Annotated in this window: 12 protein-coding genes and 4 pseudogenes; 2 read left to right on the forward strand and 14 right to left on the reverse strand. The window is 43.4% G+C overall.

The genetic code is table 11. The features are described 5' to 3' along the window. Positions 1-135: 135 nt before the first annotated feature. From JCM19055_RS09820 to JCM19055_RS09855, 8 genes and pseudogenes are all read right to left on the reverse strand, one after another. Entirely contained in the window at positions 136-648 is a 513-nt protein-coding gene (locus JCM19055_RS09820; RefSeq protein ID WP_042359617.1) for a metallophosphoesterase, read from the reverse strand. A gap of 13 nt (positions 649-661) precedes the next feature. Beyond that, the gene (locus tag JCM19055_RS09825) at positions 662-1,252 is read right to left on the reverse strand and encodes an XTP/dITP diphosphatase (protein ID WP_042359618.1); all 591 of its coding nucleotides are present in this window, start codon (positions 1,250-1,252) and stop codon (positions 662-664) included. Beyond that, complete coding sequence (gene rph / locus JCM19055_RS09830) at positions 1,252-2,004, reverse strand: ribonuclease PH (RefSeq protein ID WP_042359619.1); 753 nt, start codon at positions 2,002-2,004, stop codon at positions 1,252-1,254. Before rph ends, JCM19055_RS09825 begins: the two co-directional genes overlap by 1 nt. A gap of 85 nt (positions 2,005-2,089) precedes the next feature. Beyond that, positions 2,090-3,115, reverse strand: coding sequence for a GerMN domain-containing protein (locus JCM19055_RS09835; protein ID WP_052366174.1), 1,026 nt, complete (start codon positions 3,113-3,115; stop codon positions 2,090-2,092). Between the two features lie 86 nt (positions 3,116-3,201). Continuing rightward, positions 3,202-4,023 carry a glutamate racemase gene (racE, locus tag JCM19055_RS09840; RefSeq protein ID WP_042359620.1) on the reverse strand — a complete coding sequence of 274 codons (822 nt, stop codon included), beginning with the start codon at positions 4,021-4,023 and terminating at the stop codon, positions 3,202-3,204. Between the two features lie 26 nt (positions 4,024-4,049). Further along, the gene (locus JCM19055_RS09845; RefSeq protein WP_042359621.1) at positions 4,050-4,481 is read right to left on the reverse strand and encodes a MarR family winged helix-turn-helix transcriptional regulator; all 432 of its coding nucleotides are present in this window, start codon (positions 4,479-4,481) and stop codon (positions 4,050-4,052) included. 75 nt (positions 4,482-4,556) lie between these two features. Continuing rightward, positions 4,557-6,271, reverse strand: a pseudogene (gene ptsP, locus JCM19055_RS09850) (phosphoenolpyruvate--protein phosphotransferase). Then, positions 6,272-6,532 (reverse strand): annotated as a pseudogene (locus tag JCM19055_RS09855) (phosphocarrier protein HPr); the annotation flags it as partial. A 440-nt stretch (positions 6,533-6,972) separates the two neighbouring features. On the opposite strand from JCM19055_RS09855, the gene JCM19055_RS09860 reads away from it, so the two are divergent. Next, the gene (locus JCM19055_RS09860; RefSeq protein WP_042359623.1) at positions 6,973-7,197 is read left to right on the forward strand and encodes a response regulator transcription factor; all 225 of its coding nucleotides are present in this window, start codon (positions 6,973-6,975) and stop codon (positions 7,195-7,197) included. Positions 7,198-7,315: 118 nt separating this feature from the next. On the opposite strand, the pseudogene sdhB reads toward JCM19055_RS09860, so the two are convergent. From sdhB to JCM19055_RS09875, 3 genes and pseudogenes are all read right to left on the reverse strand, one after another. Next, a pseudogene (gene sdhB, locus JCM19055_RS09865) lies at positions 7,316-8,076 on the reverse strand (succinate dehydrogenase iron-sulfur subunit). Further along, entirely contained in the window at positions 8,076-9,854 is a 1,779-nt protein-coding gene (gene sdhA / locus JCM19055_RS09870) for a succinate dehydrogenase flavoprotein subunit (RefSeq protein WP_042359624.1), read from the reverse strand. Before sdhA ends, sdhB begins: the two are co-directional and overlap by 1 nt. A 15-nt stretch (positions 9,855-9,869) precedes the next feature. Beyond that, entirely contained in the window at positions 9,870-10,490 is a 621-nt protein-coding gene (locus JCM19055_RS09875; RefSeq protein ID WP_042359625.1) for a succinate dehydrogenase cytochrome b558 subunit, read from the reverse strand. A 423-nt stretch (positions 10,491-10,913) separates the two neighbouring features. Between JCM19055_RS09875 and JCM19055_RS23515 the strand changes: the two genes are divergently transcribed. Next, positions 10,914-11,159 carry a DUF2507 domain-containing protein gene (locus JCM19055_RS23515; protein ID WP_052366175.1) on the forward strand — a complete coding sequence of 82 codons (246 nt, stop codon included), beginning with the start codon at positions 10,914-10,916 and terminating at the stop codon, positions 11,157-11,159. Between the two features lie 192 nt (positions 11,160-11,351). Here JCM19055_RS23515 and uvrC read toward each other — a convergent pair. The 3 genes and pseudogenes from uvrC to JCM19055_RS09895 form a co-directional block, all read right to left on the reverse strand. Beyond that, a pseudogene (uvrC, locus tag JCM19055_RS09885) lies at positions 11,352-13,125 on the reverse strand (excinuclease ABC subunit UvrC). A 67-nt stretch (positions 13,126-13,192) separates the two neighbouring features. Beyond that, on the reverse strand, positions 13,193-13,507 hold the full coding sequence (gene trxA, locus JCM19055_RS09890; RefSeq protein ID WP_042359626.1) for a thioredoxin: 315 nt from the start codon (positions 13,505-13,507) through the stop codon (positions 13,193-13,195). A gap of 180 nt (positions 13,508-13,687) precedes the next feature. Then, positions 13,688-14,665 carry an electron transfer flavoprotein subunit alpha/FixB family protein gene (locus JCM19055_RS09895; protein ID WP_042359627.1) on the reverse strand — a complete coding sequence of 326 codons (978 nt, stop codon included), beginning with the start codon at positions 14,663-14,665 and terminating at the stop codon, positions 13,688-13,690. Between the last annotated feature and the right edge of the window lie 12 nt (positions 14,666-14,677).

Raw genomic sequence — 14,677 nt, forward strand, 5'->3', positions numbered from 1 at the left:
GCTCTATCCAGCTGAGCTACTGGGACAGCGACAATTAGTATCATACCGAATAATTCATGTTTCGTCAATAATTTTACTGGATTTTTTTAGATATCTTTTCATTGCCGCATGTTTTGCGGCAATGAAAAGGTTCGCTTAGACGGAGAGTGATTCGTTACGCTCACCGGTGTTGCGATTGTAGTAGTCGATGGCTTTGACTTTGCTTTCTTCAATCGTAATGATGCAGTAGGTTGGTTCGTAGCCACCTCGTGGCATTAGAAGGCTACCTGGGTTAACGATGTGCATCTTCTCGTCGATGTGCTCAACGTTTGGAATGTGCGTATGGCCGTATAATACGAGGTCTGCGCCTTTTTCTTTGGCTGCTGCATGTAAGGCTTGTTGGTCGTTCCTCGTTACGTGAAGGAGGTGACCGTGTGTCTGCCAGATTGTAACATTATCGATCGTTGTCGTTTGGAAGGACGGGAAATCGATTTCGAAATCGGTGTTGCCACGAACAATTGTAATAGCCTCTAATAGTGGATCATCAGTATCTAGCTCAGAATCTCCACAATGAAATACTGCATCAACGTCAGACTTGTGTCGCTCAACGACCGTTTCTAACCACTGTCGATCACGATGTGTATCACTCATGACAAGTAACCGTTTCATTTCCCATCGCCTCCTAAAGGGTTGACCAAAGCTCGTCCATTTTTTTCAATGCGTGACTGCGATGACTAATTGCGTTCTTCTCGTCTGGTGTCATTTCAGCGAGTGACTTGCCGTGTTCTGGACTGAACATGAGTGGATCATAACCAAAGCCATGTTCACCTTGCACTTCTGTCAAGATTCGTCCCTCGCACGTTCCTTCAACCGCTTGTTCTTTTCCTGTGCTTGCATCAAAGTAGACGAGTGCACAGACAAAACGCGCTGTACGATCTGCGTCATCGACTTCTTTTAACATGTCTAGCAGCTTTTCGTTGTTTCGAGCATCGCTCTTTGGCTCTCCTGCGAATCGAGCAGAATAGACGCCTGGAGCACCATCAAGAGCGTCAACTTCTAGACCAGAGTCATCCGCAAGCGCGGGTAACTTCGTATAATTAGATACAAATTCTGCTTTTAGTTTGGCATTTTCATAAAAGGTCGTACCTGTCTCTTCAACATCCGGGCATTCTGGATAATCGTTTAATGACTTTACATCAACTTTGCCTTGAAGCATCGTTTCAAGTTCTTTCCGCTTGCCTTCGTTTTTCGTTGCAAGTACAATTGTCGTCATTACTTCTCCTCCTCACCGTCTGTTTCGTTGACGAGTTGTAACACTTGTTGTTGAATCGCAATGAGTTCTTTAATGCCTGAATCTGCTGATGCAAGCATACTTAACAATTCTTGATGCGTAAACGTCGCCTCTTCACCGGTTCCTTGAAGTTCAACGAACTCACCGCTACCTGTCATAATGACATTTAAGTCGACGTTTGCGGCAGCGTCTTCTTCGTAACATAAGTCGAGCAAGACGTTACGCTCGGCATCAAGTCCGACAGAGATTGCTGCTAATGAATCTTGAAGCGGTAGTTTTTCGATTTTCTTCTCGTTCACGAGTTTCGTAAGTGCAAGTGCCGTTGCAACATAGGCTCCTGTAATGGAAGCGGTGCGCGTCCCTCCATCAGCTTGAATAACATCGCAATCAACCCATACGGTACGTTCGCCAAGTGCCTCTAAATCCAAGACTGCGCGGAGTGAGCGTCCGATCAGACGTTGAATCTCCATCGTCCGGCCTGTTACTTTGCCTTTTGAAGATTCACGAATGTTTCGTTGTTCGGTTGCACGTGGCAACATGCTATATTCTGCTGTAATCCAGCCTTTGCCTTGTCCACGAAGAAATGGTGGTACTCGTTCTTCTATACTTGCAGAACAAATGACTTTTGTATCCCCAACGGAGATCAATACTGATCCTTCCGGGTGTTTAATATAATTCGTTTCAATTGTTGTTGGTCGAATTTGATTCGTAGTTCTTCCATCTGTTCTTTCCATGTTAACGACTCCCTATCTAACGTTCATCATAACAAAAAAGGCCGCAAATTGCCGCCTTTTCTGCAAGTATACCATGAATATGAAGCTACTGTGAAACAAGTTCCTTAATGTGATCTTCCGTAACCGCTGTTGGAAGTGCATCGCCGCTACGGGCATTAATTTCGTCACTTCCATTAACGAGATACGTCACACTGTCTACACCATCAATCGCTGTCAGTGTTTTTGTTAACATCGTTAACGCTTCCGTTGCGATTGCGGTTCCTTCATTCTCTGTAAGGAGCGCTTCATTAAAATTGACAGTCAGTACCCCATCATTCAGTGTAGGCTCATCTACGAGCTCAACACCGTGACGCAGACCGGTAAGCAATTCCGATTGGAGTGCAGGTCCATGAATGACTTCATTCACTACGGATTCAACGCGATTATCAGACTGATCGATCCGTCTTGTGACAGGCACATAATAAAGGTCATGTTCGTTTTCATTTAGAAAGTATAATGTCGATGGTAACGTCGCTGTTACATCTACTGAATTCACATTTGGTTCTTTGTTAATGCCACGGTCTCTCGTTAATGATGTAATTGGCGTTTCATTGTGTGGCATAACGTCTTGTTCATGACCATTAATAAGAATTTCTACTCGGTCAATGGACTCATATTGTGTTAGTGTCCACGTTAACGCCTGAAGAATCGCTTCTTCTTTGTTCTGGTCATAATCTCTAAAGTCTTCAGAGAAGTCGACAACCGCAGTCCCTTCGTTCGTTACGTTAACACCGAGCACTTCTGTATCTGCTGGGAACACCGCTTGAAAACCACTCGGTAGCATTTCGGTGATCGGTCCTCCGTCAATCATATACTCAAGCGCTTGGCGAAGCACTTCTTCGTCGTGCGGAAGTGAAAAGGTTCTCGGGACGACATACCCGTCAGAATCGATTAAATACAACTCACGCTCTGTGAGTCCTTCTGCGGTTTCTTCGTCTTGTTCTTCCACGACACGCTCTTCTGTATGCTCGGTTTCTGCGTCTCTTTCCACCGCTTCTTCATCGGTGCTACACGCTTGCACGACAAGAAGTGCAGCGATCGCAATTATAGAACGGCGAATTTGCTTTTTCACTCTTGATCCCCCCTAGCTAGTCTACTGAAGTATACGAGCCTTATGACGGAATTAGACCAGTTATCAAGACGAAAAAACCACGACAATTAGTCGTGGTTCATCGTTGATGATAAAAAGCTAATCTGACGAACGTCAGGGGTTGTGATCTTCATCCAGCGCTCCACCTTTTCTACAAATGGCAACACCTCGCCACTCGTATAGAAAATATGGGCTGGAGCTTCCTCAGATCGATTATGGATGCCATTATGTTGCAAAATGGTGCTCATCTCTCTAGCTGTTTCTTGCCCTGATGAAATGACGCTTACACCACCACCAACGACTTCTTGAATGACCGCTTTTAAGATTGGGTAGTGCGTACATCCGAGAATGAGCGTGTCATAACGATACTGTTGAAGTGGTCGTAACGTTTCTTCAACAATCTTGTATGCGTCTTGTTTAGAAGTTCGGTTTTGTTCAACGAGTGGTACAAAGGGTGGGCATGCAAGATTATGAACAGTGACTTGCTCACCTTGAATCGCACGGATCGTTTCAGGATAAGCGCCACTATGAATCGTACCTTCCGTGCCAATGACCGCAATTTCACCACTTGACGTTTCATTTAATGCGGCAATTGCCCCAGGACGAATAACTCCGACGACTGGAATGTCGAGTTGCGCTTGTAGCTCTTCTAGCGTCACAGCAGTTGCTGTGTTGCAAGCTATGACAAGCATCTTAATGTCCCATTGCAACAACTGTTCTACCATTTGCCACGTAAAGCGGCGAACTTCTTCCACCGTTCTTGGTCCGTACGGGCAACGTGCCGTATCACCAATGTAAATCATTGTTTCCTTTGGTAACTGCCTTGCCACTTCCTTTGCAACGGTTAATCCACCTACACCCGAGTCAATAACACCAATCGGTAAATTCAATCGTCTCGCCTCTTTATTTCACTATTCTAATCTTTGGACATCTCTTCATGAAGGGATCCAAGCGTGGCTTGTAATTGGTCAACTTCCTCACTAGAAAAGTGTACTAAAACTTCTTGCAAGTATTCTTGACGTTTTTGAATCACTTCATCAATGATGACCTTACCTTCTTCCAATATATGAACACGCACGACGCGGCGATCCCGTTGATCGCGAACGCGCTCTACAAGTTCGTTTTTCTCCATACGATCCACAAGATCCGTTGTCGTACTAAATGCCAGATACATCTTTTGAGACAATTCACCAATCGTCAAATCACCTTTGTCTTTTAAGTATTGCAATGCAATAAATTGCGGGGGTGTAATTGGAAATTGATTCAGAATTTCTCTTCCCTTTTGCTTGACTGTATATGAAATTCGACGTAAAGAACGTTCAATGCTTTCTACTTGGTTATCTCTCACATCTAATCTCCTCCCACTCTTTTGTTTGTAAAAAAAAGTCGCCTGAAAAAATGTTTCAGACGACTTAACATCTACTTATCGGATTGCTTCATTTACGAGTGCTGCAACTTCCTCTTGCGTCGTGCATGTTAATGCTTGTACCGCAAGGGCTTCACACTCTTTAGAATCGAGTCCTAACAACTGCTCTCTCGCTTGTAATACAGAAGAAGCACTCATGCTAAATTCATCTAGGCCAAGACCTAAGAGTAGCGGAATTGCTGTCTTTTCACCAGCCATTTCTCCACACATGCCTGTCCATTTTCCTTCAGCGTGAGATGCATCGATGACATTTTTCACGAGTTGTAAAATCGCAGGATGGTACGGCTGGTACAAGTAAGAAACCTTTTCACTCATACGATCCGCGGCCAATGTGTATTGAATTAAGTCGTTCGTTCCAATGCTAAAGAAATCAACTTCTTTTGCAAATTGCTTTGCAATCACAGCAGTGGACGGGATCTCGACCATAATTCCAACTTCCATTGACTCATCAAACGAAATGCCTTCTGCACGTAACTTCTCTTGCTCTTCTACGATGAGAGCCTTCGCAGCACGGAACTCTTCCAGTGTCGCCACCATCGGGAACATCACTTTCAGATTTCCGTATGCACTTGCGCGAACTAGCGCGCGTAGTTGCGTGCGGAATAACGCTTCATTCTCAAGACAAAGACGAATGGCGCGGAAGCTAGAAATGGATTGAGCTCAGACGGCAAGTCCAAATACGGCAATTCTTTATCGCCACCAATGTCTAACGTACGAATGACGACTGGCTTTCCATCAAGTTTCTCTACAACCGCTTTATAAGCATCAAACTGCTCTTCTTCAGTCGGTAGCTGGTCTCGTTCCATGTAAAGAAATTCTGTGCGGTAAAGACCAACACCTTCTGCACCGTTATTCAACACACCGTCAATGTCTTTCACTGAACCGATGTTCGCTGCAAGCTCAACAGTCTTCCCGTCTTTAGAAACGGACGGCTCGTTGATAAGTCGCTTACGCTTTTCTTGTTCATCAAGGAATGCCGCTCGTTTCTCTTTGTATTGCTCTATGGTAGCTTCATCTGGGTTAACGATGACTTCTCCGTTAATCCCATCTACGATGAGCACATCTCCATCATGAACATCCGTCGTGACATTCGTTAATCCGACGACTGCTGGAATCTCAAGAGAACGTGCCATAATTGCAGAATGCGAAGTGCGTCCGCCAATATCTGTCGCAAAGCCTAACGCAAATTCCTTGTTCAGCTGGGCAGTATCAGATGGCGTGAGGTCTTTTGCGATCACGATTGTCTCTTGATCTAAATCAGCAAGTGACGCTGATTTCACTCCGAGCAAATGACGCAATACGCGTTGGCTAACATCTTTAATGTCTGCTGCTCGCTCACGCATGTAGTCATTATCCATGCTCTCAAACATCGAAATGAACATCGCCGCGGTTTCATTTAACGCATGTGCCGCAGTGGCGTTGTCCGCATCAATTTTCGTATGCACGGCCCCGACCAGTTCTGGGTCTTCCAAAACGAGCAAGTGTGCAGCAAAAATCTCTGCATTTTCTTTTCCTTGTTGCTCTTCCGTCTTTGTCTTTAACGCTTCAAGCTCTTGCTTCGATGTTTTTGTCGCTCGTTCAAAGTTCGCTTTTTCAACTTCAGCACCTTCAGTACTGTTTTCTGTGATTTCAAGCGATACTTCTTCATAGACAAAGGCTTTTGCAATGGCAATGCCGTTACTCGCAGCAATTCCTGTAATCACGCTAGACATTTACGACTCTCCTAAGCCTTCATGAATCGTTGCAGTAATCGCGTTCATTGCTTCTTCTTCGTCATTCCCTGAAATAAGGATCTTGATCTCTCCGCCTTTTCCAACGCCTAGAGACATAACACCCATGATTGATTTCAAGTTAACTTTCTTACCCTTTGCTTCCATTTCAATCTCAGATGAGAATTGGCTTGCTTTATGAACAAGCTGAGTAGCTGGACGTGCGTGTAATCCTGTATCAGCAGTAATAGTGAATGTTTTTTTCTAGCATTTGACATGCCCCTTTCAAGATTCAGTTCAGAATTGAATTGGTTGATCTAATCATCTTTACTCCTTCTACATTTTATCACTCAAGCAATAAATCGCCAATCGTTTTGCTGATTAACAACTTTTTCTAAAAATTTTATCGGTTTTTTGCAACATTTTCTTAACATCTTTATCAAAACTTGAATAAGATAGGCTGAGCTTTCAAGACAGCTGTTTATCGTAAGCACTTGTTCTTGGGACGTCTATGACCACTGCTGCTATTGGATGAAAGTTTTTGAAACTTTTCGGTATAGTTGTTCGCCGCTTTTTACTCCACTACTCACCGAAGGGTTAACTCTCACATACGATATGGAGACTAAATACTTTCTTCTAATCGTCCAATTCCAACGAGAGCCGGACACACAAGAGGGTGGCCTGGATTAGAAAGGGTGACACGATTGAAGGACTTGGAACGTGGTCCGCGCTCCCTTCTGACGAAAAGGGAGAAGGAGGTCTTTGACCTTCTCGTGCAGGACAAAACGACAAAGGAAATTGCGGGTCAGCTTTACATCAGCGAGAAGACAGTCCGTAATCATATTTCTAATGCCATGCAAAAATTAGGAGTTAAAGGGCGTTCTCAAGCTGTCATTGAATTAATTCGACTCGGTGAGATCCAAATCTAGAACTGTTCCGGTCGTCAATGAGGGATGACGCCGGCTTTTCTAGAGTGTGCGCAAAACAAAGATTGGGAAACCATAAAAAAGCCGAATGTTCATTTCGAACATCCGGCTTTGGTCTTTGTTACAGTTTGTCACTTCCGAAGAAGTTTTTGAATGATTGCATCGTCATGTCACGGTTAAGCGCCGCGATTGAAGTTGTCAAAGGAATTCCTTTTGGACAAGCTTGTACACAGTTTTGTGAGTTACCGCAGTTCGAAAGACCGCCGTCTCCCATAAGTGAGTTAAGACGCTCTTCACGGTTCATCTCACCTGTTGGATGAGCGTTAAACAAACGAACCTGAGATGCTGGTGCTGGACCAATAAAGTCAGATTTGCTGTTTACGTTCGGACAAGCTTCAAGACAAACACCACACGTCATACATTTAGAAAGTTCATAAGCCACTGACGCTTGTTCTCTGCCATACGTGGTCCTGGACCTAAGTCGTACGTACCGTCAATAGGAATCCAAGCTTTAACTTTCTTCAATGAATCGAACATACGGCTACGATCTACTACAAGGTCACGTACAACCGGGAATGTCTTCATTGGCTCTAGACGAATTGGTTGATCTAGTTGGTCTACGAGTGCTGTACACGATTGACGTGGCTTCCCGTTAATAACCATACTACATGCACCACAAACTTCTTCAAGACAGTTCATATCCCAAACGACTGGGGCAGAATCTTTCCCATCTGCAGTAACAGGATTACGTCTAATTTCCATCAAAGCAGAAATGACGTTCATATTTTCACGATGTGGAATCTCGAATTCTTCTGTATATGGACTTGCATCAGGGCTGTCTTGACGAGTAACGATAAAGCGGACGGTTTTTTGTTCGCTCATTATTTTCCAGCTCCTTGTTTATCACTAGCTTTTTTCTTTGAGTAGTCACGTTTTCTTGGCGTAATTAGCGATGTATCGACGTCTTCGTACTCAAAGATCGGCTTGTTGTTTGCCGCATCATACTTCGCTTTTGTAGTCTTTAAGAACTCTTCGTCATTACGATCTGGGAATTCAGGCTTGTAGTGTGCTCCACGGCTTTCGTTACGGTTGTAAGCACCGATTGTGATTACACGAGCAAGATCAAGCATTCCTTTTAATTGACGAGTAAATGGTGCTGCTTGGTTTGACCAACGGCTCGTATCGTGCATGTTGATGTTGTTCCAACGCTCCATTAATTCTTGAATTTTATCATCCGTTTGGAGTAGTCTAGCATTCTCGCGAACAACAGTAACGTTATCGGTCATCCACTCACCAAGTTCTTTGTGAAGTGCATACGCGTTTTCTTTACCGTCCATTTTTAAGATGCTTTCGTACTCATCTTCCACTTTCTTCGCTTCTGAATCAAACAGTGAAGAAGAAAGATCGTCAGCTGATTTCTCAAGTCCATCGATGTACTCAACGGCCTTCGGTCCAGCAACCATACCACCGTAGATTGCAGAAAGAAGTGAGTTGGCTCCAAGACGGTTCGCGCCGTGTTGAGAGTAATCGCACTCACCCGCAGCAAAAAGACCAGGGATGTTTGTCATTTGATCGTAATCAATCCACATACCACCCATAGAATAGTGAACTGCTGGGAAGATCTTCATTGGAACTTTACGAGGGTCATCACCCATGAACTTCTCATAAATCTCCATGATTCCACCGAGCTTAACATCAAGTTCGTGAGAATCCTTATGAGAAAGATCAAGGTAAACCATGTTCTCTCCGTTTACACCGAGCTTTTGCTCGACACAAACGTTGAAGATTTCACGAGTCGCGATATCACGAGGTACAAGGTTTCCGTATGCTGGGTATTTCTCTTCAAGGAAGTACCAAGGCTTACCGTCTTTGTACGTCCAAACTCGTCCACCTTCACCACGTGCAGATTCACTCATAAGACGAAGCTTATCGTCTCCAGGAATTGCTGTCGGGTGAATTTGAATGAACTCACCATTTGCATAGTAAACGCCTTGCTCATAAAGCTTCGCTGCTGCAAAACCTGTGTTAATCATTGAGTTCGTTGATTTACCGAAAATAATTCCTGGTCCACCCGTTGCCATAATTGTTGCATCCGCGCGGAAGCTTTGAACTTCCATAGACGCAAGGTTCTGTGCAGTAATTCCACGACAACGACCTTCGTCGTCCATTACTGCTGAGGTGAATTCCCAGTTCTCATATTTCTTAACAAGTCCTTGAACTTCATAACGACGAACTTGCTCATCAAGTGCATAAAGTAACTGTTGTCCGGTCGTTGCACCGGCATATGCCGTACGGTGATGTTGTGTTCCACCGAAACGACGGAAATCTAGAAGACCTTCTGGTGTACGGTTAAACATAACTCCCATACGGTCTAAAAGATGGATAATCCCTGGTGCTGCATCTGTCATTGCTTTTACAGGGGGTTGGTTCGCAAGGAAGTCTCCACCGTACACGGAATCATCAAAGTGTTCCCACGGAGAGTCTCCTTCACCTTTTGTATTAACGGCACCGTTAATTCCACCCTGAGCGCAAACGGAATGTGAACGTTTTACCGGAACGAGGGAGAACAGTTCTACATTCTTCCCTGCTTCCGCTGCTTTAATTGTTGCCATTAGACCGGCTAAACCGCCACCGACAACAATGATGTTTCCGTTGCTCATGAATCACCGACTCCTTTACATGTTAGCTAAAGCTGGATCTAAGAACGCAATAATCGCGCGAATACCAATGTAACTTAGTACTAAGAATACTGTAATACTTACGTATGTCATGATCTTCTGAGATCTTGGTGTAACCGTAAGTCCCCAAGATACTGCAAATGACCAAAGTCCGTTTGCAAAGTGGAATGTAGCAGCTAATACACCCGCAATATAAAATACAAGCATAAATGGACTGCTTAAAATGTCCGCCATCATGTCATAGTTGACATCTGCACCGAATGCAGCAGCAACACGTGTTTCCCAAACGTGCCAAGCGATAAAGATGACAAGGAATACACCTGTCACTCGTTGTAACATGAACATAATGTTACGGAAGAATCCGTATCTTCTCGTGTTGCTCTTACCTAAAAATGCAATGTATAAACCGTAAATCGCATGGTAAAGAAGTGGTAAGAAGATCACGAAAATTTCAAGTGCATAGCGAAAAGGCAAACTTTCCATAAAATGTGCAGCGGCATTAAACGAACTTGCACCGTACACCGCGAAATGGTTAATGATAAAGTGCTGAATTAAGAATACACCGACTGGAATGACCCCGAGTAATGAGTGTAGTCTTCGGTTAAAAAAACTCTTGATTCTGAGGCATCGATAAGGCTCCCCCTCTATTTTTGCTGACCCTTGCTCCTAGTACCTAGCCTATCCATATCTGTTGCTTGTCTATGCGCTATGAAAACCCTCCCTATGGCACTCCACGAACACGGCGCAAACTGTCTCCCCGTGTTACGTCCAGTATTCGATGAAGATATATGCTATTAAACGGAACGAATATGTAACCCTCGTCAGTTTGACCAGCATTCAAAACCTAAGCGTTTTCATACTAACTAAACTGTGTCCCGTCCATTCATATTTCCGACATATTTATTGTACTCTGACACGGTAGAGTCGTCAAGAAAGCAGATAAAACGCATTCATATACGATCATTTGCGATATTTTTACATTTCTGTAGTTTTCTTTTTGTGAAACGCTTATAATAGATAATTGAATTGGGGGAGATTTCTTTGTCTGAGGAAGTACGTAAATACACAGATTTCGGCTACGAATTACTTCGAGAAGCACTGCTACCAGAGCTACTCAACGATGATCAAGACGACATCCTCTATCTCGGCGGCAAGTTGTTAGCGAGAAAGTATCCTCTTGAAAACATCGAACAGCTTTCGGCATTTTTTGACAAGGCAGGTTGGGGACGACTAGAACTTGTGAAATCTGGTAAAAAAACAACGACGTTTGATTTGCATTTTTTTTGAAGATGAAAAACGCGAGAATTTCTCTCGTCATATTGAAGCCGGGTTTATTGCTGCCCAATATGAGCTACTCTATCAAACGACTGCCGAAGCAATCCTCGAGCGAAAGCGTCGACGCTTCCGTTTACATATACATATGGACCTCATGTAGAGAATTAGAGAACACCAGCCAGACGACCCGATCGTTTGGCTGGTTTAGTTTTCTCGTAATTTCGTCATAATCTCTTGCGCTACTTTTTCTGGAATTGAAATGTTTGTGAACTCTTCAAGCTCTGCTTCTTTCATTTTCTTAATGGAACCAAAGTGTTTAAAGAGCTTCTTTTTCCTCTTATCGCCAACACCTTCCACATCATCAAGCACAGACTTTTGTACACTTTTCCCTCGTGAATCACGGTGAAACGTAATCGCAAATCGGTGTACTTCATCTTGGATTCGTTGTAGCAAATAAAAGGCGTGACTGTCTCTCGCTAAAGGAATGACCGTCGCATCTTCACCAAATAATAGTTGCGATGTTTTATGCTTATCATCCTTTGCAAGGCCAGCAACTGGCAAAGATAAACCTAATTCATCTTCCAACACGGAAATGGCTGCACGTAATTGCCCTTTACCACCATCGACGAGAATCAAATCAGGCATCGGTGCTTCTTCTCGCAACAAACGTAAATAACGGCGACGAATGACTTCTTTCATTGATGCATAATCATCTGGACCTTCAACGTCACGAACGCGATATTTTCGGTAACTTTTCTTTTCTGGCTTCCCGTCCACAAACACGACCATCGCAGATACTGGATCGGTTCCTTGAATGTTTGAGTTATCGAATGCTTCAATGCGATATGGAGCATCAATATTCATCGCTTCGCCAAGATGCTCGACCGCTCGCACCGTGCGTTCTTCATCTCGTTCTAACAAGCGGAACTTCGCGGCAAGTGCTTCATCCGCATTTTGACGAGCAAGTTCAACGAGGTCTTTTTTTCTTTCCGCGTTTGGGAACACGTACGCTCGTTTCAAGCACTTGCTCTACTTCTTCATAACCAACAACCTCTGGTATGAGAATTTCTTTTGGCTTAATATGAGCACCTTCCCAATAAAACTGACCGAGGAACGAAAGAAAATCATCTTCTGGTTCTTGATAAAAAGGAAAAATAGAGACGTCGCGTTCGATTAACTTCCCTTGTCGCACGAAAAAGACTTGTACGCACATCCATCCTTTATCGAATGAATACGCAAATACGTCACGATCAACACCATCTACCTCTGTCATTTTTTGCTTTTCCATAACCGCGTCAATATGTTGAATTTGATCCCGAAGTTCTTTTGCACGCTCAAAATTCAAGTCTTCTGATGCTTGAAGCATGTTCTGCTCGATTTCTTTTCGGATCGTTTTATGACCGTTGTTAAGAAAACGACCAATTTCTGATGTTAACGCTTGATTTTGAGCTTGCGATACTTCAAATTCACACGGCGCTAAACATTGACCAATATGATAATACAAACAAACGCGATCTGGTAACGTTCTACATTTACGCAGCGGATACAAACGGTCGAGCAGCTTTTTCGTTTCGTTTGCTGCAAAGGCATTCGGATACGTCCAAAATACTTGCCACCGTCTTTTTTTGACGTTTCTCGTCGTAATGAGCCTAGGGTGTTCTTCATTCGTGATTTTTAAATACGGATATGATTTATCGTCTTTAAGTAAGACGTTGTACTTCGGTTCATACTTCTTAATTAAGTTCATCTCTAAAATGAGCGCTTCAATGTTTGAAGACGTAATAATATATTCAAAGTCATCAATCTGACTAACGAGGCGTTGTGTTTTCGTATCATGGCTCCCTGTAAAATAAGAGCGAACTCGGTTCTTTAGCACTTTTGCTTTACCGACATAGATAATGGCGCCGTTTCGATTTTTCATGAGATAGCAACCGGGCTTGGCTGGAATAACCGCAAGTTTCTCTTTAAGAGTGTCCATATGAACACCTCCCCTTCACCGAAAAGTAGAAAAAAAGCCTGAAGCGAATCAGGCTTTTTCTTCTACTTTATAGATGTTTTTGAAGCAATTCAACAAGTGCTTCTTTCGGTTGGAAACCTACAACTTGTTCTACTTGCTCGCCGTCTTTAAAGACCATCAATGTTGGGATACTCATAACCCCAAACTTTCCTGCAGTTTCTTTGTTGTCATCAACGTCGAGTTTAGCGATTTTAACTTTGTCGCCCATTTCTCCGTCAATTTCTTCAAGTACTGGTGCAATCATTTTACAAGGTCCGCACCATGGTGCCCAAAAATCTGCAAGTACGACGCCTTGGGACGTTTGCTCTGCAAAGTCTTGATCCGTAACATTTACAATTGCCATTGTGATAATCCCCTTTCATTTCTATCTTTCCACACCGTAAGTATAGCATTCGTAAAACTTCGTGAGAAATAATCTGCTTACACTTCGATGTACTTTTTCATTTATACGTGAACGCGCTCATTTGGTCAATAGTGGTATTAAAAAACACACCAGAAATGACTTCTGGTGTGTTTAAGGTTGTTACGCTCCTGCTTTTACTTTCTTAAACTCTTCAGTAAGGATCGGAAGAATGTCGAAGAGGTCTCCAACAAGACCGTAATCCGCTACATCAAAGATTGGTGCTTCTTCATCTTTGTTGATCGCAACGATCACTTTCGAGTTACTCATTCCTGCCAAATGCTGAATTGCACCAGAAATACCTACAGCAATATAAAGTTCAGGTGTAACGACTTTTCCTGTTTGACCGATTTGTAACGAGTAGTCACAATACTCAGCGTCACAAGCACCACGTGAAGCACCAACTGCTCCGCCTAGAATGTCTGCAAGTTCTTCAAGTGGCTTAAATCCATCTGCACTCTTCACTCCACGACCACCAGCAACGATGACTTTCGCTTCCGCAAGGTCAACTTTACCACTCGTCTTCTTCACGATATCTTTGATAACTGTGCGTAAGTCTTTCAAATCTACAGAAACTTCTTTCGTCTCACCACTTCTTGAAGAATCAACTTCAAGTGCTTCAATGTTGTTCGGTCTTACTGTAGCAAAGACGAGTCCACTTGATACACTCTTCTTCTCAAACGCTTTACCAGAGTAGATTGGACGAGTGAAGATTACTTCTTCGCCAACTTCTTCAATATCAACAACGTCTGATACGAGTCCTGACGATAGCTTCGCAGCTAAACGAGGCGCAAGGTCCTTACCAGAAGACGTGTGTGGAATTAAAAGCGCATCTGGACTTTCACTTTCAATTACTTGTAACAACACTTGCTTATACGCGTCTGTTGTATACGTTTTCAAGTCTGAATGTTCAGCAATAAGAACTTCATCTGCTCCTTGTTGAATAAGCTGTTCACTAAATGATGCAACACTTTCACCGACGAGAAGTGCCTTTACCGAACCTTCTCCAGCAATTTTCTTTCCAGCTGCAATCACTTCAAAGGAAACGTTACGTAGTTCTCCATCTTTTGATTCTGCAAGTACAAGTACATTTTTAGACATGTTGTAATTCCT

The sequence above is a fragment of the Geomicrobium sp. JCM 19055 genome (assembly GCF_000698185.1).
GTDB lineage: Bacteria > Bacillota > Bacilli > Bacillales > Marinococcaceae > Geomicrobium_A > Geomicrobium_A sediminis.